Source organism: Candidatus Neomarinimicrobiota bacterium (assembly GCA_018651745.1).
GTDB lineage: Bacteria > Fidelibacterota > Marinisomatia > Marinisomatales > TCS55 > JAAZYX01.
Window position 1 is genome coordinate 1 of the sequence record JABIDL010000037.1, and the last position, 22,205, is coordinate 22,205.

Annotated in this window: 14 protein-coding genes; all 14 read left to right on the top strand. The window is 40.9% G+C overall.

Going from position 1 to position 22,205, the window contains the following annotated elements; all coding sequences use genetic code 11:
• Positions 1–397 (top strand): hypothetical protein (locus tag HOD97_06940; GenBank protein MBT4281331.1); only part of this gene is annotated, 397 nt, incomplete at its 5' end.
• A gap of 25 nt (positions 398–422) precedes the next feature.
• Complete coding sequence (locus HOD97_06945) at positions 423–1,064, top strand: TlpA family protein disulfide reductase (GenBank protein ID MBT4281332.1); 642 nt, start codon at positions 423–425, stop codon at positions 1,062–1,064.
• Between the two features lie 80 nt (positions 1,065–1,144).
• Positions 1,145–1,864, top strand: a complete 720-nt coding sequence (locus HOD97_06950; GenBank protein MBT4281333.1) for a hypothetical protein — start codon at positions 1,145–1,147, stop codon at positions 1,862–1,864.
• A gap of 12 nt (positions 1,865–1,876) precedes the next feature.
• Complete coding sequence (locus HOD97_06955) at positions 1,877–7,906, top strand: hypothetical protein (protein MBT4281334.1); 6,030 nt, start codon at positions 1,877–1,879, stop codon at positions 7,904–7,906.
• Between the two features lie 4 nt (positions 7,907–7,910).
• Positions 7,911–8,678 carry a FecR domain-containing protein gene (locus HOD97_06960; protein ID MBT4281335.1) on the top strand — a complete coding sequence of 256 codons (768 nt, stop codon included), beginning with the start codon at positions 7,911–7,913 and terminating at the stop codon, positions 8,676–8,678.
• Between the two features lie 45 nt (positions 8,679–8,723).
• Positions 8,724–11,030 (top strand): adenylate/guanylate cyclase domain-containing protein, encoded by a 2,307-nt coding sequence (locus tag HOD97_06965; GenBank protein MBT4281336.1) that lies wholly within the window; start codon positions 8,724–8,726, stop codon positions 11,028–11,030.
• Between the two features lie 93 nt (positions 11,031–11,123).
• A complete protein-coding gene (locus tag HOD97_06970) occupies positions 11,124–12,647 on the top strand; it encodes a UbiA family prenyltransferase (protein ID MBT4281337.1) in 1,524 nt (507 codons plus the stop codon).
• Positions 12,648–12,730: 83 nt separating this feature from the next.
• A complete protein-coding gene (locus HOD97_06975; GenBank protein ID MBT4281338.1) occupies positions 12,731–13,396 on the top strand; it encodes a ubiquinone/menaquinone biosynthesis methyltransferase in 666 nt (221 codons plus the stop codon).
• A 19-nt stretch (positions 13,397–13,415) separates the two neighbouring features.
• Complete coding sequence (gene carA, locus HOD97_06980; GenBank protein MBT4281339.1) at positions 13,416–14,516, top strand: glutamine-hydrolyzing carbamoyl-phosphate synthase small subunit; 1,101 nt, start codon at positions 13,416–13,418, stop codon at positions 14,514–14,516.
• Between the two features lie 35 nt (positions 14,517–14,551).
• A complete protein-coding gene (gene typA / locus HOD97_06985) occupies positions 14,552–16,378 on the top strand; it encodes a translational GTPase TypA (GenBank protein ID MBT4281340.1) in 1,827 nt (608 codons plus the stop codon).
• A gap of 35 nt (positions 16,379–16,413) precedes the next feature.
• Positions 16,414–17,316, top strand: a complete 903-nt coding sequence (locus tag HOD97_06990) for an ABC transporter ATP-binding protein (GenBank protein ID MBT4281341.1) — start codon at positions 16,414–16,416, stop codon at positions 17,314–17,316.
• Between the two features lies 1 nt (position 17,317).
• Positions 17,318–18,154, top strand: coding sequence for an ABC transporter permease subunit (locus HOD97_06995; GenBank protein ID MBT4281342.1), 837 nt, complete (start codon positions 17,318–17,320; stop codon positions 18,152–18,154).
• Complete coding sequence (locus tag HOD97_07000; protein MBT4281343.1) at positions 18,151–18,885, top strand: hypothetical protein; 735 nt, start codon at positions 18,151–18,153, stop codon at positions 18,883–18,885. The genes HOD97_06995 and HOD97_07000 overlap by 4 nt, the downstream gene beginning before the upstream one ends.
• 87 nt (positions 18,886–18,972) lie before the next feature.
• Entirely contained in the window at positions 18,973–22,185 is a 3,213-nt protein-coding gene (gene carB / locus HOD97_07005) for a carbamoyl-phosphate synthase large subunit (GenBank protein ID MBT4281344.1), read from the top strand.
• Positions 22,186–22,205: the final 20 nt, after the last annotated feature.

Consider the following 22,205-nt stretch of genomic DNA (forward strand, 5'->3'; position numbering starts at 1 on the left):
GAGCGAAAGTGTTGGCGCAGGGGGGCTTGAGTCAGGTTTATCTGCGCCAACCACCGGCGCAGTTACCGGATTGATTATTGATGCAAGAGGGCTCGGCGTTCGCCCTGCCATGTCTCCGCAAGTACTGGATCAAAATGGTGGAATTGTGTACGGACCAAATAATTATGACAGGAAATATGCTGTTACTAATGGTGTGGCGGGATATTCCAAAACACCCGAATCTGCTTCAAAGGATCAAAGAGTTATGGGGAATCCGCTGATTGTCAAAGCTGTAGCTACCGCCGGTACGAACAAAACAGATGTAGTGATCGGAAACTCAGACATTATGAAAATCAAATCGGCAGATTCCAGCTATGGTGTTCTGCGAGACTGTCGCGTTTTGATTATTCTTGATTGAACAATAATACAAAGGGTAAATGAAAATGAAATTTAGAATTTATGTAACACTTGCAATCTTTGGGTTTATGACCTTGGTGCTCGCCCAGGAAGAAGCCATTAATGAGGCAATGGAAAAAGATGATTCAAAGGATTTAATGATCGGGCAAATTGCGCCAAAGTGGGCACTTAAAACTAATCCCGATAAGATTAATTTTGAATTCTTAAGAAAATGGACTGTCGGAAAAGATGAACGGCTTTTACGTCCGCAATCCCAACCAAACAGACATGCAGTGTTGATGAGTTTTTTTGCAACTTGGTGCTCACCCTGTATGAAAGAATTACCCATATTGGAAGAGGTCTATAAAAAATATAAAGATAAACAAATCAAATTTTTTCTGATTGATATTACTGAGGCAACACGCGGGAACCCTGGATACGAAAACATGCCAAAGGCCGGGCCATTCCTTAAAGAAAAAGGTGTTACGATGGAAATTTTATATGATTTACGCGGGAAAGTGATGGAAAATTATAATGCACAAACATTACCCAGATTGTTTATTGTGGACGGTTACCAAACACTTCGCATGACTAGGAAAGGATTTCACGAAGGGGAAGAAGAAATATTTAAGAAAGAATTATCTGAAATTATAGACGAACTTTTGGCTGAATTGCCGGATTCGGAATAATTAATGTGAACAGCATCACAGTAAATAATGTAAAAATTGCGTAAACTGAATCTGAATTGAAACTAAAAAGGAACCATTTCATGAATGCAACTAAATCAATCAATCAATTTTTTCTTCCAGTATTAATGCTAATTAGCTTTGCTGAGGCACTTGATAAATCTACGGCAGCTGTACTGGATTTTGACGCACGAGGCATTTCTGCGTTGGAAGCCCAAACCCTTACAGATCGGTTTGCCGGTGAGTTGGTAAATACTGATGCCGTTATTTTGGTGGAACGCAACCAGATGGATGAAATTTTAGATGAGCAAGGATTCCAGCAAAGCGGTTGTACCAGCGCAGAGTGTGCGGCTGAAATCGGCGCCATGCTGGGTGTGCAAAAAATGATATCCGGGTCTTTCGGGAAACTAGGCAGCTCCTATACTATCGAAGCCAAAATGTTTTCCGTAGAAACAGGACAAACTGAAAAAGCTGTCAGCAAAACTTATAAAGGCGAAATTGACGGGTTGTTGGACCAGATTGCGATTGTAGCTTGGGAACTAATGGGACTTCAGCCACCGGCTGATTTGTTGGCCCGTGCTGGAATAAAACCACCGGAACCTGAAAAAATTTCCAAAGAAGGTGGCGGTAGTAATTGGCTTTTATGGACATTGGTCGGTCTGGGTGTAGCTGGTGGCGGCGCTGCGGCAGCACTTGGAGGTGGCGGCGATGACACGGGCGGTGGCGGAGGAACAGATCCTCCTCCAACCGGCGGAGGTGAACTTCCTGAACCACCAAACCCACCAAACCCACCAAACGGTTAAGGTTGGAGAAGAATGATGAAAAAATTATTAGCACTTAGCACAGTATATAGTCTTTTAAACTTGGCGCCGCTACAAGGACAGTGTTATACATATTACACGCAGCCCACCTGTGAAGCTGCCGGGTGTATATGGGATGCAAACACCAACGTTTGCGGGGATGGCGGTGGCGGAAATACTTCCGGACTCTTTGAAATCTATATGTACGATAACTATTTCTCTCCCGTCGACCAGTATATTAATGTGGGTGATACCGTAAAGTGGATAAATAACGGTAGCAATACTCATACTGCTACTTCCAATGATGGCTCTTTTAATTCCTATGATATTTCTTCCGGGCAATCATTCACCCATATTTTTTCCACCGAAGGAAATTTTAGCTACTACTGTACCTATCACTCTAACATGACTGGTACGATTAACGTTAGTTCTGGCGGCGGCACAGATTATATAGATATATCCAATCCTACCGATGCTTCCGTATGGGATGCAGGCAGTTCCTACTCAATTACCTGGAATACCAATCTTGATAGTTGGGAATATGTTAGCCTAACTCTATATAAATACAATAGTTACCACTATAATATTGTTCCCAGTACTGAAAACGACGGAAACTACACATTTTATGTACCAGACACGGTAACGACAAGCGACCATTTTCAGATATACATTGAACATAGTAATAGTGGCACAAGTGACTATAGTGATGAGTTTACCATTAACGGTTCAGGTGGTGGCTCGAACCTGTGCGAATCCCAGATAGAATATGTTCTAGATGGAGACGGGCTAAACTACATTCAGTGGTCACTGCCGATTGATGACGGCATCTGCGATGATACAGGGCACACCGGATACAAAATTTACAGGGAAGACAACCCGGGGAATCCGAATGTTTTTGACCAGACAAATGCAGTTGGTGCTTGGGAAACAGACCTAACCAACGGAACGACGTATTGTTACTATGTATCTGCTGTGTATGGTGCCGATGAAGCGCCCGCATCGCAAAGTGTGTGTGGAACGCCCACTCCTACTCCAAGCGTAGATGTCAGCGGATTCATATCGTATCCAGACAATGCCATTAATTTTCCCAGTGGCGGATTAAATGTGGCGGTATTTAAAAATCCGTCATCCTGGCCGCCGGCTGCATCCGATATTCCGATTGCTACGGATAATATTTCCCCGGTAGATTTTTCATCATCGGTGAGCTATACGGTTGAGGTAATGGATCCTGATTATCCGGATTGGAATGACACCTATTATTACATCGCTGCAAAGCTGGATGAGGATAGTGACGGCAATAACGATGCCGGCGGGATGTACAGCAATGATGCATTCACGGATACGGACAATATTGAAGCTAATTCCTATGATTTTTCTTTGTCTGCTGAGGGAGGGTCCCAAGCAACAGAATTAGTGAATGGAGATACAGTGTCCGGTATATCTATTAGTTCGCAGGAAGAACTGATGTATTACCTTGATGTCCCCACCGGCCAAGACTCCGTCCGGTTTGAAATTTTCGGCGGAACGGGTGACGCAGACCTGTATGTAAGACACGGCAGCTACCCGGTTGCGAATGATACCGATTGGGATTGCCGTCCATATGTCGGCGGTAATAATGAAGAATGTGTTTTAACGGCCACTGAAGGGACTTGGTACGTAATGATAAAGGCCTATGTAGCTGTTACGGGTTTATCATTAGTCGGAGAATATGGGACGATGGGTGGCGGCGCAACTGAGATGATTGAATTTACGGTAACAAGTAATGAAAGTTTATCGGGTGGCGAAACTAGAGTTGGGCTCATAAAACCAGGCGATGATCCAAATTATTGGTCTAACCGATCTTGGGATTGGATATTTGGCGCCTATACATACCCGGGGAGTCACCCTACAAGTGTTTGGGATAATGCGATTACCGATGATAACGGGTATCATTTAATGATTTTTTATGATCAAAACAATGATTGGCAACTAGATGATGCAACCGAAGCTTATGTAATTTCACCCGCATTTGATATTCAAGGATCCTACGGAAATGCCGGAACATTAGATATGGTTTATAGTGGTAGCAATGGGCCATTAACTATTTCCGTTACCTCGCCAAGCACGGGAGACAATTGGAGCACTGGTACAGGAGAGTCTATAGAATGGATATCAACCACATCTGACGGAAATGGGTATAATGTGGATATTGAATTGTGGCAAAACAATGCATATGATTCAGATATTGTACAGAATTATGCAAGCGGTTCTACGGGGGGTAGTTTCTGGTGGTCTATTCCATCCTTCGTCACGCCTTCAACAAATTATCAGATAAAAGTTCAACATACTGCTTCCGCCGTAGAGGGTACGAGTAGCGTTTTTGCAATTAGTACAGGTGGTGGTGGCACCGATGAATATTCACTGGATTTTGGTGTTTCCGGATCTGCAGAAGTAAATAATTTTGGCTTCACTTCCGGGGAGATTACCGTTGAAATGTTTTTCAAATTACATTCTACCGATCAGGAATATGAATGGTTCTGGATTGGAGATCACTCTGCTAGTACTCAGGTAGTAAGATTTGGATATGGGAGTTCGAACATTGAGTTTGAATTGGAAGGCATTGGTCAGCTTAACGCTGGGGTCACACCAACCCCAAATGATTGGATCCATGTAGCCGCTGTTTATAATGGTAACGAAATGAGAATTTTTGTAAATGGTACTCAACAACAATCTTCATCGCCTGGTGGGACATTCACCGGGTTTACGAATCAACAAATGGAAGTTGGTTGGAGTATGAATGGTTTAGGAGATGTAATTCGCGTTAGTGATATTGCCCGCTATGACGGAAATAACTTTGACCCCTGGACTCAGAACTATAGCCCCGATGCAAGTTCAGTTTTGTTATGGCATTGTAATGAGAACACCGGCAGTGTACTAAATGATGACAGCGGTAACAATTATACCGGGTCATTTACGACGGGAACACCGATATGGAGCTCAGATACTCCGTTCGGCGGTGGCGGAACAGGCGGGAGAATTGGTGGCGGTGTTAGCCTTAATGAAAATGTTGGAAACGGTCAGGTGAACATAGGTGTTTGGTTGCCTGGTAGTAACACCATGAATGCACCGGATATTAGCATTCCAAGCTGGGGAGAAAATTCACCATTCTCGAATATCGGTTTTGATGTACAGGACGATCAGATAACTCCCGGTTGTTGCTATACTGTGGGCGGATTTTTTGACACTAACAATAACTGGAATTGGGATGATGGAGAGCCCCAAGGCATGGTGGAAAATATTACTATTGATGCCTCTGGCGAATATTTTGGAGTGGATTTGGTTCTTTCCACCGGTGGCGGTAATGCGGGTAAAGTTTCCGGACTTCTAACTTTTGATATGAATAAAATTGCCGGTGGTGATGCTATTGTGGGCCTGTTCTGGCCTGGAGAAAATTCAGAAAATATCGCAGATTGGGGGAATAATGGCGACATGGTAAATCTTGGTGGCATGTCATCCGGCAACAGCATGAATTATGAGTTTAACAGTTCAGCTATTTATGATAATTCAAGTGACAGCTATTCTGTTGCTGCCTTTATTGATTATGATGGCGATGAAACACCGGGAGAACTTGAGCCGTATATTACTACTTCTGATATAATGGTTAGCGCTGGTATAGGGGACGTTCCCGAAACGCACGTAACGTATAATAACGCCGGGAATTTGTACACCGAAACATCTGATCTGTTTATTACAGCTATAACGGGTGAAGTCGTGGATTTGTATTTTGGAATATTGAACGATGGTTCCGGTCCCGCTCTTATTGATAATGTAACGACAGATAATTCTGAATTTTCAGTTCAATGGTACCCAATTGGTATTGGTGCTGGAGGTAACGATTTTATCCACTGCCAGCTGGATTTTCCCAATGTTGATAATATAACAGGAAATATTTCCATTGCCCTCAGGAATAACGGAAATGGGGACGTAACTATTCCCTACGATATTGATGTTTACGATGATGCCGATGCATCGATTACAACAGACACGACAACGGTCAGCTCGGATGGTACCTACGACTTAGATGCTGCCAATACGAGTTTTGATTTTTCTGGTGTAAGCGGGTCTGGTGGTACCATTACTGCAACATTAGTGGACGGAATGTATCCCAGTGATGATTCTACCGGGATGGCCGACCGCTACTGGGAAATTACCGCTGATTTTGATTTTAATTCGGCAACGGTCTGCTTTGATTTGACTCAACTTGACGCAGCCGGGATGTTGGATGGGATTACCGACTTTAACAGCTTGGTCATTTATTACCGTCCGAGTTACTCGCAGGAAGATTGGATTCAGATATCAGGTGGCGATATGACTTACAATGAAAGCGAAGGAACTGTTTGCGCGGACGTTGGTAGTTTCAGCCAGTGGACGGTAGGCGGCGGAGATAATTTTCTACCGACTTATACCGTTTCTACAGACTTAGACCAAATGAGTGGATCCGAAGGTCAAGGTGTTGCTGTGACGGCAACGATTTCAGGAATATCATCTCAATATATCACAGATGTAAAAGTAGTACATTTCAAACCGGGTGATAGCGGGTGGGGCACGACCACTTTAAATGATCCGAGTGGCGCTATGGTCTATGATGGGGAAATTCCCGATGGTGAAATAACGGCAGCTGGGTTGGCCGCTACAGTGGTTGTTACCGATTCCTGGAACCGCGTTTCAACATCTGACACGGTAAATATCCCGATATCGTTTGGTGAATTAACACTAGGATCAACATCTGCAAATACTTACAGAATGATTTCTGTTCCGGGGAATTTGGATGATAAAAGCATAAATGGCGTGGTTGGAGATGATCTTGGAGCATATGACAATACCGTTTATCGCGTTTTCCGGTACGATCCACAAGGTGCGACGTATAATGAAAATTCTGGACAGTTCACTCCGACTACAGCATTTTGGGTCATCACCGCAAGCGGACAAACATTAAAGGCGGGAAGCGGAGTTTCAACGCCACTCGTCAATGTACCGACAGTAACGCTCCAGCCCGGATGGAACATGGTTGCAACGCCCTATGCGGCAGATACCTATTTAAGTTCATTTGAAATTCAAAGCGGAAATGTTGAAGATAAAGTCTATCGTTATACCGGAAACGGCTATACGCAAACAACCCAACTCCAACAGGGGAGCGGATATTGGCTGTTTGTAAATGAAACATCTCAAATTAAGGTAAAATATCCGCGTCCAGGGATTAGCAAACCGGTAGCAAGAACGGCTGCCGAAATTTCACTCGATTTTGCCGCCAATATAAAGGCATACATCGGAAATGCGCGTGATGATGAAAATCAATTTGGGCTTTCTATCAACGCCTCTAACGAGTGGGACGAACTTGATTCTCGGGAACCCCCTGTCATCGGGGAATATATTAGTCTTGCATTTGACAATCGGAATTGGACACAAAATAACGGACTGTATAACACGGACATCCAACCAACCGGGAACGCAGTAAATGAATGGCCGCTTGTGGTTACAACAAACAAATATGGCGTTGTGAATCTCGATTTTGAATGGATGACTTTGCTTGAACCAAGTTGGACGGTTCACCTCGTGGATCTCGATCTTGGTTTAGTTCACGATGTTTCGGTAAACCCGAATTATTCTTATGCTTCAACAGGATCCGAAAAAGAAAGATCCTTTGTGATTGTTGCAGGAGATGAAGATGATGTGGAAACGGAAATAGGTAAATATGGGTTGATTCCAGATTCATATGCGCTGGGACAGAATATTCCAAATCCGTTTAATCCGGTAACATCTATCCCAATCGTTTTAGGTGAAGATGCTTATGTATCTCTCTCAGTATATAATATACGCGGTGAAGAAGTGTCTCGCATACTTGATCATCAATCCATGACAAAAGGCCATCATAATCCTTTTTGGATTGGAACCGATTCCAGAGGATTGAAAGTGCCAACCGGCGTTTATCTTTATAGGTTGGAAGCGGTTGACAGTTTTGGTCAAATGCTATACCAAAACACCCGTAAAATGATCATGGTGAAATAACCACTTGATTCGAAAACCCACTTCACAATTGAAATATTTTCAATCGGCTTTATTAACCTATATCATCTTCTCGGCGCAGGTTAATGCTGCTGAATTTGGTAAAATCAGTTTACCACTTGGTAAGGTGGAAGTCAAATCCGCCGGATCATCGGATTGGGTGCGTGCCAAACCAAAAATGCCTCTCAACGAAAATGATGTTATTCGGACGCTCGCTAAATCCCGCTGTGAAATTACTTTGACTGGAGGTGGTAAGGTACGCATTGGAGAAAATTCGGAACTTGAAATAACAGTAGCTAGCGTTAAGCCCATGACTAAAGATTTTAGTGCTAACCTGAATAAAGGGAGTGTATGGGTTGCTGCTAAGGCAGCCTTTGGTGAAAAAAAGAGAGTTGCTGTTCGAACTCCAACCGCGGTTGCGGCTATCCGCGGAACTAAATATCGCGCCACTGCCGGAGAAGATGAAAGCGCAGTATTGGTTTATGAAGGGAAAGTTGATGTCAATGCAGCAAAAAACATTAGCGAAAAACGGAAAGAGAAACGCAAAGGATTTACACCCGGAAGTCTCAACCCAAATAAACCAAAATTCACGCTAGGGCCCGTAACCGAAGTATTAGGACCTTACGAAGTCACGTTAAAAGATTGGATCAGTCTCGTGGAAGGTATGCAAATCAATGTCCGGAAAGACGGCAAATACCACATGTTTAAATTTGATCAATCATTAGACGTAGAAAACGACTTTGTTAAGTGGAATCAGGAAATGGATTCCCAATAGCAGTTTCCGCTTACCTTACGCCTCACTTTTCCTTATTTTCCAACCATGTCTGATCTCCTAAAGCGCGTAAGCATTGGTGCACTTATTGGGTTTTGTATGGCTCTATTTGTAGGTCTTGGCACTCAAAAAATCCCATTTATAAAATCTCTCCTTGACGGATATGAATATCTTTCCTACGATTCTCGTATGAAAGCCAAAGTTTCCGGCGTAGAAGAACAGTCTATTGATGATGTTATTATTATAGATATTGATCAGAATTCTGTTGCCGCTCCGGAAGATGGAGGACTTGGGAACTACAAGGATTGGCCTCATGCCCTACATGGTCAACTTATTGAGTCTGTTGCGATGGGAAATCCAAAAGCGATTTTATTTGACATAATTTTCGATCCGGAAAACACGAATAATTATTTCCTATTTTCGGACTTGATTAGTGATCATACTTTTAAAACTCAAGATATGGTAGATCGTGTAAATGAATTCCTTTTCACCCGAGATCCATATGCTTTTATTGACCAAACATCTGCAACCCAAAAAGCTTATCATGCTCTTGTATTTGAAAAGGAAGACAGCCTCAATTTTTTATACAAGATGGAATCTGAACCGAAAGGGTATCAGTACGAAAATCACGTAATTAGCGGCATCCCAAAAGAGATTGCTGAAAAATTGCCGACAGCAGACCGCATCGGGAATACATATGTAGAACTACTTTCTGCATCTGTTGGATCTGGAAGTGCAAATTTCCCCCAAGATGAAGATGGCATTATCCGTCGTGCACCGACCGCTATTTATTTTGAAGGTCCGAACCATGTATATCCGAGTTTGGTAATGTCTGCTGTAATTGATATTCTAGGAATAAAAAAAGACGGTGGCTTTGATTATGATTTTGAAAACCATGTGTTGCGGCTCATCGATACAACAAATACAATTGTCAGAGAAATTCCCATTGATGATCACGGTCGCATGTATGTGAATTATTACGGACGCTTTAAAACGTTTTACTATTTGCCGTATAGCTATTGTATTGATCCAAACCTTTCCGATTACTTTGAAGACAAAGTTGCTTTTGTTGGAGCTTCCTTGCCTGGTTTAATGGACCTTCGAAACACTCCAGTACAAGAAACGTTTGCGGGTGTAGAAATTCATACTAATGTGATGCACAGTATTCTGCAAAATCAGTTTATTCTTCCAACGTCATCCGGGACAAATTTGATGGTGATCTTGATTGTGGGCACCATCCTTGGAATCCTCGTAAGCATTCCAACCAAACCGCTTTACACACTTCCAGCTCCTTTGGTTGGTATTGTTGCATGGGTTTTATTTACATACACTCAATTTTTATCTAATCTTGTCATGTGGGAAATTGTTCGTCCAGCGATGAGTATGGCAGGGACATACCTCGGGATATTCCTTTATAATTTCCTCGTTGTTGAAAAAGATAAGCGCTTTTTAAAGAGCACATTTAGTACCTACATCTCTCCTGAGCTTATTGACCAAATGTATGATAATAAGGAAGAGCCTCAGCTTGGAGGTACGGAAGGTTACCATACGGCATTTTTTACGGACATTCAGAGTTTTTCCGGTTTCTCGGAAAAATTAACCGCATCTGATTTGGTAGAGCTTCTAAACGAATATTTAACCGAAATGACGGATATTTTATTGGACAACAAGGGAACTTTGGATAAATACATCGGGGACGCAATTGTAGCATTTTACGGGGCGCCTGCACCGGTAAAAGACCACGAATACTGGGCTTGCCTTACAGCAGTAAAAATGCAAGAACGTCTTGCGGAACTGCGCGTAAAATGGCAATCCGATGGTGACAGGTGGCCGGAAATTGTCCATAATATGCAAAACAGAATTGGAATTAATACGGGTCCGATGGTTACAGGAAATATGGGATCAACGATGCGCATGAATTATACTATGATGGGCGATACGGTCAATCTTGCGGCTCGCCTAGAAGCATCCGCAAAGCAATATGGTGTATATATTCAAGTTGCCGAAGAGTCTTACAAGGCTTGCATGGACAAATTTATTTGGCGAGATTTGGATTTTGTTATTGTGATGGGAAAAACTGAACCGGCACAAGTGTTTGAACTTATTGCAGAGAAGGGGCAAATGCCCAAAGGTTACGATAAATTATTGCCAGCATATCACGAAGCTGTCAAATTGTATCGCAATCAGAATTGGGGGAAAGCAATTGAAGCGTTTAAAGCATCCGATGAGCTTGAAGATATGTTCCCTGGACGAAAGACAAATCCGAGTAAAATATATATCCCCCGGTGCGAACATTATCGGGACAATCCTCCCGGTGATGATTGGGACGGATCTTGGGCTTTAACTAAAAAATAGATATTTTTGGTATGTAATTTCCGTTGGTGTGGGAGTGGCTGTTTACTTAATTTCAATGGATTTATCAGAGATAATTATAAAGGGAACAAGATTATGAATGATGTAATAGATGAAAAAATACTAAGCCTTTTAAACGAAGCCAATTTTCTGACCTTAGGCACTTCAGTAGGTGGAAACGCCTCAGCAGCTAATGTGTTTTTTGCTAACGATAGCTTTGATCTTTATTTTTTCACATTTAATCCATCTCGCAAAGCAGAACAAATTCGCGTGAATCCCAATGTCCAATGCGTCGTCAGACCTGATGGGTGTGAGGGAATTAAGGAACTCCAAATTGAAGGCAGGGCAACTCAGATAAAAGATGAAGCCGAAATTGAGAAAGCTTATGGGATGATTTGCAAAGTGACTGAAGCATTTAAGCCATATATGAATGATGAATTTCTCAAAAAAAATAAAGTGATCGGGTATTATAAAATCAAACCAACTGTAATTAAATATGTGGATTTTTATTCCGAGAAACAGTTTGAATGGAGAGAGTTTCCGGAAAATCGTCTATCATTATCATCTTCTATCATTAAAGGCGCTTTAAGCAAAGTCGGGCTATACTTGCGAGCTGTAAGGGCACCGTTTTTTACAGCTACGATTGCTCCGGTTGCATTGGGCGGAGCGGTGGCTTTCTTTAATTACGGCATGTTTAACTGGAATTTATTTTGGTTATCTCTCTTAGGGGCAATACTTGCCCACGCGGGAACGAATTTAGCTAATGATTATTCAGATCATATGACCCGCAACGATGAATCTAATAAACTATTCAGTCCTTTTAATGGCGGATCTAGATCAATCCAAGCGGGATTGTTTTCCCCGACGAAAGTATTTGTGTTAGCAGTGGGAATGTTTTTGGGCGCTATTACAATTGGTCTAAATCTTAATACAACACTACATGGCGCACCCTTTGCTCTAAGCCCTCTTTTGTGGTTTGGAATTGCCGGTGTTGCTTTGGGTGTTTTTTACACAGGCGCCCCATTGCGATTGAGTTATAATGGTTTTGGCGATATTGCTGTTATGTTAGGATTTGGTCCCGTGATGGCTTTGGGAACACATTATGTTCAATATCAATCTTTCCAGACATTTGGCGCGCTCCCCGCATTAGAATGGAATTTTCTTCCCATTTTGGCAGCTTCAGTTCCAGTTGCGGTAATGGTAGCATTAATTTTATTTATCAATGGTTTTCAAGATTTTAATGCTGATAGAGAAGTTGGTAAACGCACTTGGATTGTTCGAACAGCAGACGGAGAACCTGTTGCAAATTATGCTAGACCATTTGCTATCTATAAAGGCGCTCTCTATTTTACTTTTTTATATGTTCTCGCTCTTGGAATAGCCGGTGCAGTGAATTCTGATTTTTCCACACCATGGATATTGGTTGCAATGTTACCGTTTTTATTAGCGAGAAAAGCCATGACCATGGGCGCAGATTGGCTCAAGCGCTGGTCGGATGAAAATGCTGATAGAGAAAAACTACCTTATGAATTGTTGATGGTTAATGTTTCTACGATTGGAACTCACTTTAGTGTCGGAATTTTAATGGTAGTTGGCTATTGGCTAGGGACGATACTTTAATTTTGTCCAACCTGGTGAAATCTTCAAAAGAGCCCCATTATCGGGGCTCTTTTTTTATCCGCACGAAAACGGATATGGCAGCTATGTTTAAAGATATCAGTAAACGATACGACTTTCTAAATCATGTATTTAGCCTTGGAGGTGATTTACGATGGCGAAAAGCGAGTGTAAAATATCTGAATTATAGTAAGGATGCCCAAATTTTGGATTTTGGTGCTGGCACTGGTGACTTCAGCTTTGCTTTGAGGCAACATTCATCTGCGCATGTGACTGCATTAGATTTAGTGCCGGAGATGCTAGATCAAATGAAAATGAAAGCAGGTGCAAATAGCGAAAAGTGGTTAAAGCTGGTTCAAGGAGACGGAGAAGCGCTTCCATTTAAAGAAAATACGTTTGATGGGGCAGTAGCCGGGTTTGTTGGCCGTAACCTGCTGGATTTACCAAAAGGACTATCGGAATTATACCGAGTAATTAAACCTTCGAAGAAATTAGGGTTCCTGGAATTTTGTAAACCGGAAAGTGGTTTTACCCAAAAAGCAACTTGGCTCTATCATCGGCTAATCATAGCTCCGGTTGGTAATCTATTAATTCGTGGAAACAAATCGGCTTATCAGTATCTAATTGATTCTATTGAATCGTTTTATACTGCAGCAGAAATGCGAAATCTGATGAAACAAGCTGGGTTCAGAAATGTAATTAGTATAAGATTTAATTTTGGCACAGTAATTTTGACAGTAGCAACAAAATAAATACTAATGTTTTTTACCCATGAATAAACACATAAAACCAGCAGTATTACTCTTAAAAGATGGGCGAATGTTCCAAGGATTCTCTTTCGGGTCAGAGGGGAAAACTATGGGCGAAGTCTGCTTTAACACCGGAATGACAGGATATCAGGAAATTCTGACAGATCCATCCTACCGCCGGCAAATTGTCACTATGACTGTCCCTCATATCGGGAATTACGGAGTGAATCCGGAAGATATTGAATCTGATCGTATTCAAGTTGCGGGGTTTGTGGTAAAAGAAGGAACAGAAGTTCCATCGAGCTGGCGAGCGAACCAGTCTATTGGAGATTATTTAAAAGAACAAGCCATTATCGGAATTCAGGGAATTGACACTAGAGCGCTCACACGGCATATTCGGGACAATGGAGCTATGAATGGAATTATATCAACTATCGATTTCGAAAAAGATATGCTCTTGAAACAATTACTCAAGACTCCGGATATGTCAGGGTTGGATTTGGCAAAAGTAGTTTCTGTAGACAAAGAGTTTAAGTGGTCACAAAATGGTGATAAAAAACGATACAGAGTTGCTGCAATTGATTATGGGATAAAATATAATATCCTTCGGTTATTAGAAGAACAGGATTGCGATATTACCATCTTTCCAGCCGAAACGTCCTCGAAGAAAATATTGGATTTTAATCCAGATGGTGTTTTTCTCAGTAATGGCCCGGGTGACCCTTCGGCTGTTACGTATGGAATTGATATGGTGAAGAAATTGCTTGGCAAAAAACCCATTTTTGGAATTTGCCTTGGACACCAAATTTTAGCATTAGCCTTAGGCGCAAAAACATTTAAACTGAAATTTGGGCATCGCGGGATGAACCACCCCGTAAAAAATCTTGAAACGAATGGTGTGGAAATTACAAGCCAAAATCATGGATTTGCTGTGGATTTGGATTCACTGCCAAACAATGTAATTTCAACCCACATTAATTTGAACGATAATACATCTGAAGGCCTTCGCTCTAAAGATTATCCAGCATTTTCAGTACAATACCATCCTGAAGCGAGCCCGGGTCCGCATGATAGCAGATATTTATTCCACAAATTTATTAATATGATGAAAAATGACGATTGAATTCATGTGTTTAAAATTAGAAAGAAGTTCATTTTATGAGAAAAAATAATTTCCGCAATATTGCAATTATTGCCCACGTCGATCATGGGAAAACAACTCTTGTTGATGGGCTTCTGAAGCAAAGCGGAACCTTTCAGGCCCACGAGCAAGTAGATGAGCGTGTTATGGATTCGATGGATTTGGAAAAAGAAAGAGGAATTACGATAACTGCAAAAAATACAGCTGTCATTTATAATGATGTAAAAATAAACATCATGGATACACCCGGGCATGCGGATTTCGGTGGAGAAGTTGAACGAAGCCTGAACTTAGTTGATGGTGCTCTTCTTTTGGTTGATGCCAGTGAAGGCCCGCTACCCCAAACCCGATTTGTTCTCAGGAAAACATTGGATAAACAATTACCGGTTATTTTAGTAATTAATAAAATTGATAGAGCGGATGCCCGAATTGAAGAAGTTATTAATGAAGTTTATGATTTATTTATTGACTTGGATGCAACAGATGATCAAATAGAATTTCCCATTATTTATACGAATGCAAAGGACGGAATTGCTCATCATAACCTAGACGATGGTTCTACAAATCTTAACCCGATATTTGACACCATTATAGAAAAAATAAAAGGCCCCGTGGCAAATGATAATTTTACGCCACAATTTTTAGTTACCAATTTAGATTATGATCCTTACGTCGGACAGGTCGCAATTGGTCGGCTGAACAATGGCGTTTTAGAAATGAATAAATCGTATTCTCTTTGCGGAATTGATGGCATAAAAAGCAATCAAAAATTTTCTGCTATATATACTTTTAAAGGGCTTAAAAAAATTCAATCAGAAAGCCTGGAAGCTGGTGATATTATTGCTATTGCCGGGATTGATGGTGTGACCATTGGGGATACCATTTCCTCCAATGAAAATCCAATGCCACTTCCTAGAATAATCATCGATGAACCTACGGTATCGATGCTTTTTTATGTAAATAATAGTCCATTTGCTGGCAAAGAAGGAAAATATCTTACATCCAGAAACATCATTGAGCGGTTAGAAAAAGAAGTTCTAGGGAATGTTGCTCTTCAGGTTCATCCCACAGATAGAAAAGATATGTTTGAAGTTCGAGGTAGAGGCGAACTACAGATGGCAGTGTTGATTGAAACGATGCGAAGAGAAGAGTTTGAATTTATGGTTTCGAAACCACATGTAATTACCCATGAAGAAAATGGAAAAACAATGGAACCAATGGAAAAGGTTTTTCTTGATATTCCGGATGATAAAGTTGGTATTGTTACAGAAAAACTTTCTGTCCGAAAGGGGAAAATGACAAATTTAGTAAACCATGGCCATGGGAGAGTTTCAATGGAATTTATTATCCCATCTCGTGGGTTAATTGGTTTTCGAAGTCAATTCCTCACCGATACTCAAGGCGCCGGAATAATGAATAAATTGTTTGACGGATTTGCTCCATGGTTCGGTCCAATTCCACAACGAATAAGCGGGGCTATGGTAGCGGACCGACAAGGAAAAGTAACGACATATGCTTGTTTAGGGATGGTTGATAGAGGCGAGCTTTTTGTAAAAGTAGGAACCGAAGTTTATGATGGGATGATAATTGGTAAACGAAATCGTTCCATGGATTTAACATTAAATATTACACGGGAAAAGAAATTAACAAATATGCGGGCCGCTGCTTCAGATTCGACGGTTGTATTGCGACCGCCTAAGCAATTGTCTTTGGATCAATCCATTGAATTCATAGCAGAAGACGAATTGGTTGAAGTAACTCCGCTATCAATTCGATTACGTAAGATGGAATTGAATGCAAATAAGCGTTTATCTAAAAGTCGTAAAGAAAAATATGTCGAATAACTTTTAAAAGTGGTTGAAATTATAGAATAATAATAATGATCCTTAAGACAAAAAATCTATCTAAATCATTCGGCTCACGGGAAGCTGTGGATAATTTATCATTAGAAATTCCGGAAAGGTCTGTTTTTGGTTTCTTGGGACCAAACGGAAGTGGGAAATCAACAACCATTAGGATGATGACAGATTTAATTCGCCCAGATAATGGCGAAGTATTTATTGAAGGAAAATCTGTCCAAAAAAATCGCCAAAAGGCATTAATCAACGTAGGTGCATTTATTGAGCGTGCGGATTTTTATAAACATCTCTCAGCTCAAACAAATTTAGAAATGCTGGCACGAATGGATGGTAAAGGGTTTGATAATATACCAATCGTTTTGGAAAGAGTTGGGTTGACTGATAGAGCGAATGATAAAGTGAAACATTACTCTCAAGGAATGCGCCAAAGGCTTGGGATTGCACAAGCATTGCTGGCTAAACCCAAATTGTTAATTTTAGATGAACCAACAAATGGACTTGACCCACAAGGGATGAAGGAAGTAAGAGATTTAGTGAGGGATCTTAATAGTGAAGGAATCACCATTTTTATTTCTTCTCACTTGCTGGATGAAGTACAAAAAATATGTTCACATGTAGCGATTATTCATTTGGGGACATTGATTATTTCCGGAACGATGAAAGAATTATTAACTGAATCAGAATTTTTTACAACAGAGTTGCGGATTCATCCTATAAAGAAAGCTAAAACAATATTAGAATCTCAAGAATGGGTTCATAAGTGCGTTGAAAATAATGGGGTGTTGTTCGTGAACGTATCCACAGGGAAAATTTCCGATATCGCACCATTGCTTATCCAAAACGGCTGTAAAGTGGATGCGATTATTCCTAAAACTTCATTAGAAGAGTTGTATTTGTCAAAAATGGAAACCAAAGGATTTTGATGTGATAGGGCTTATTCATAACGAATTATTGAAAATTACCGGTCGATGGAGAAGCTATATCGGATTCATTGGGATAGCCATTTTAATGCCATTAATTCTCTGGGGCTTCTCTTATGGTGGCGGTGAAATTCATGATGAATATGCAAGTGAACTCGGGGATAATTTTATTGTAGTGGGTTCAATATTTAATGCGTTTTTAGCCACATATATTGTGATGAACGCATTTTGGATTCATATGCCATTTCTGGTAGCCCTGGCTGCCGGCGATGCGGTAGCAGCAGAAGGCGCTGCGGGAACGTTTAGAATTATTTTAACTCGTTCAACAAGTAGGTTGAAAATATTATTCGCCAAATTATTTGCTACGTGGATTTATACTGCGCTTCTCATCTTATTTTTAGCATTCATGAGTCTTGGGATTGGATCTATTTGGTTGGGAGTTGGTGACCTCATCGTATTTGATAAAGGAATTCTCATTTTAGATCAAAGTGAAGCATGGGTTCGCATGACACTTGCATTTGGATTAGCCATTCTAATTATGTGTGTTGTAGCAACTTTGTGTTTTATGTTTTCGACAATGGTAAATAACGGTATTGGCCCAATTATAGGCGCCATTTTCCTCATTGTGATTGGATATATCATTATGGCAATTCCAATCGAATTATTCGAAAAAATGGAACCTTATATTTTTGTAACGTATTTTGATGTATGGGTCCAGGCATTCAAAGACCCAATCCCGTGGGATCGAATCATAAAAAGTTTGGGTGTTTTAGCTCTTTATACAGTCGGATTTATTGGAATCAGCATTGGAGTGTTTATAAATAAAGACATTAAAACATGATTAAATATTTAATTATACTAACCGGATTTCTTTTCGCTGGGACACCCTCCGTTGAATCTATACAAGATAGCCTCATTACTAGGTTTAATCAAATTGAAGATTATACTGTAAAAATAAAAGTATCTGTTAAAATGACTGGGTTACGAATGCCTCGGAAAAAAATAAAAATTTACTATAAAGCACCTGATAAAATAAAAATAAAATCAACTGGATTTGCTATTGTTCCTAAAACTGGTTTAGGTGGATCGCCCGAACAATATCTAAGCATGTTGGATTCTGTATTTGTTTCAAGGAGTGAAGACTTGGATGGGATTAAACATTGGGTATTAGCAGGATTAGTAAATCCAGATTCCATGGATATTCCTATTCCGGAAGATGATTTCCCTAACATTAAAATGAATCTTTGGGTTGACGCTGAATCTTGGGTGATATCGAAGGCAGAAACAATGATTGATTCTCAAAAAGTATTCCATTTGATGTCAGAGTATGAAATGGTGGACGGATTTCTTCTTCCAATAAAAACAACCCTTTCGCTTGGATTTAAAGGTATGGAACGATGGTCGATGCGAGACCCATTTGGCGGCCCGGCGGCAGACCGACAAGATATAGAAAATCTTACAAAGGATGCTGGGGTTAATCCCAAGGAAAGCGAATTTGCCGGAACAGTCATCATGGAATTTTCTAAGTATAAAGTAAATCAAGGATTGGATGATTCAATATTTGAAGAATAGCCATAGAGGACACAGAGTAAAAAATTAATAAAATGATAACAAAAGATTTTATAAAAAAACTTTGTGCTCTCTGTGACATAATAAATAATGCCTAAACGTACTGACATAGAATCCATTTTAATCATTGGCGCTGGACCTATTATCATTGGACAGGCCTGCGAATTTGATTATTCAGGAACGCAGGCAACACGCGCGCTCAAAGAAGAAGGATACCGAGTCATTCTTGTGAATTCAAATCCAGCCACAATTATGACCGACCCAGAGCTTGCCGATGCAACTTACATAGAACCCATTACCCTAGATTATGTGGAAGCAATCATTCAAAAGGAAAAACCGGATGCTATTCTTCCGACGGTTGGAGGGCAAACAGCATTAAATCTAGCGATGGAACTGCATCAAAAGGGAATTTTGGGAAAATACAATGTGCAGTTAATTGGCGCTCAAGTTGACGCGATTGAAAAAGCGGAAGACAGGGAGCAATTCAAAGAAGCAATGGATGCGGTGGGAATTGAAACTGCGCGAGGTGGATTTGTTCATTCATGGGAAGAAGCTGAAAGCTTTTTAGAAGAAATACGGTTTCCAATCATTATTCGTCCATCATTCACATTGGGCGGAACCGGCGGCTCGGTTGCCTACAATTTTGATGAATTTCAGGAGTTGGTTGAAATTGGCCTTCAGGCAAGCCCAATTACCGAAGTTCTCATTGAAGAATCCCTCCTTGGATGGAAAGAATTTGAACTTGAAGTGATCCGAGATAAATCGGACAATGTGATCATTGTCTGCTCTATTGAAAATATTGACCCAATGGGAATTCATACTGGCGACTCAGCCACGGTTGCTCCGGCGATGACATTAACCGATAAAGAATTTCAGCAGATGAGAAACTGGTCTATTCAGTGTTTACGAACTATTGGTGTTGAAACGGGCGGGTCAAATGTTCAATTTGCTGTTAATCCAGAAAACGGCAGATGCATTATTATTGAAATGAACCCCAGAGTTAGTAGATCATCAGCATTGGCATCTAAAGCCACCGGATTCCCAATTGCGAAAGTGGCAGCTAAACTTGCCGTTGGATTCACACTGGATGAAATTCCCAATGATATTACGGGGGAAACTCTAGCCGCCTTCGAGCCCACTATTGATTATATTGTGACAAAAATTCCCCGATTTGATTTTGAAAAATTTCCATCCGCATCGGGACATCTTGGAGTTCAAATGCAAAGTGTAGGCGAAGTGATGTCAATTGGAAGAACGTTTCGCGAAAGCTTGCAAAAAGCCTTTCGATCCTTAGAAGTGGGGTTAGATGGTCTCGAACCAAAGCCAATAGCAGATGGCGATCAGGATGTGAGTAGGGCGCGTGCATTGGATATGTCCACTTTACGATACGGATCTGCATTTCGATTACTCAAAGTTCGCCAAGCATTGTTGGAAGGGCAGTCCGTAAAAGATGTTTTTGATGTGACAAAAATAGACCCGTGGTTTTTGCATCAAATTAAACAATTAGTGAATAAGTTTAACCCCAAAGTAGGGAACGCAAATTTGTGTCCCCTACTGGAATTAAAACAAAACGGATTTTCTGATAATCAGATTGGACGTTTGTACGGAAAAACTGAATTGGAAATTCGTGAGATACGAAAGAAGGAAGATATTTTCCCATCATTTAAAGTGGTTGATACATGTGCAGCTGAATTTGTAGCACAAACACCTTATTGCTATTCCACTTATGATGAAGAAAATGAAATTGAACCCTTAACCGGGAAAAAGGTCATTATTCTTGGTGGTGGGCCAAACCGGATTGGTCAAGGCATTGAATTTGATTATTGCTGTGTGCAGGCGGTTTTTGGATTGACAGATCAAGGATTCAAAACTATTATGGTAAACTGCAATCCGGAAACTGTTAGCACCGATTTTGATCTAGTGGATCGGCTTTACTTCGAACCGGTTACTTTTGAGGATGTTTTAAATATCGTAGAATTTGAAAAGCCGGATGGTGTTCTCGTTCAATTTGGAGGACAAACACCGTTAAAAATCGCGAATCGTTTAGCCGAAGCTGGAGTGCCAATTATCGGCACTTCTCCCAAAAGCATTGATTTAGCAGAAGACCGTGAAAAGTTTGGAGGTGTTCTAAAAAAATTGAATATATCCTGTCCTAAATTTGGTACGGGCCGAACACTGGACGAGGTCATTGCAGTTTCAGAAAAGATTGGATTTCCAGTTCTTGCCCGACCAAGTTATGTGTTGGGAGGACGGGCAATGGAAATTGTGTATTCGAAAGAGCAGCTCATTGATTATGTTGCTCGTTCGGCTGACGTTACCGAAGGGCACCCGATTCTTATAGATGAATTTCTTGAAGATGCCTTTGAATTTGATGTAGATGCTCTTTGCGATGGTGAGTCGGTTCATATCGGTGCTGTAATGCAGCATATTGAAGAGGCGGGAATTCATTCCGGCGATTCCGCATGCGTGCTACCTCCATATCGTATTACCACAGAAGCAATGGATGAAATTATCAGGATTACGACCGAAATGGCGCTCGAATTAAAAGTTATTGGATTAATAAACCTTCAATTTGCGTTTAAAAATGGTAAAGTATTCATACTGGAAGTCAATCCAAGAGCAAGTAGGACCGTTCCGTTCGTAAGCAAATCTACTGATGTGCCCTTGGCTAGGATTGCGGCTCAATTAGCAGTGGGAGTGAAGCTATTTGCATTTGAATTAAAGCAGTGGGATTCTCACAATCACATTGCGGTAAAAGAGGCAGTGCTTCCATTTAATAAATTTCCGGAGGAATCCATATTTTTAAGCCCCGAAATGAAATCTACCGGAGAAGTCATGGGAATTTCCGAAAGTTTCGGTCAATCATTCCGAAGAGCTTCCATCAGTGCGGGAAACGTTCTTCCTGATACGGGAACGGTGTTTATTTCTGTGAATGATGCAGACAAATTAAATGTAATCCCCATAGCAAGGGATTTAAAGGAACTTGGTTTTTCCCTTAAAGGAACAACCGGAACAGCAATGGAATTAAATAGAAATGGTTTGAAAACTGATTCGGTTTTTAAAGTTGAAGAAGGACGCCCAAATGTTGTGGACGGAATTAAAAATGGCGAAATAAATTTAGTGATCAATACGCCGTTAGGCGCTAAATCACGATATGACGAAGAAGCCATTGGGCGCGCATGTATTCAAAAAGGAATAGTAGCAATTACCACCCTATCCGGAGCGGATGCTGTGGTACGCGCTATTCGCCAATCGCCTAAAGCAATTGAAGTAAAATCGATTCAAGAATATCATTCAACCTAACCGGCTTGAGTGTTATGGTA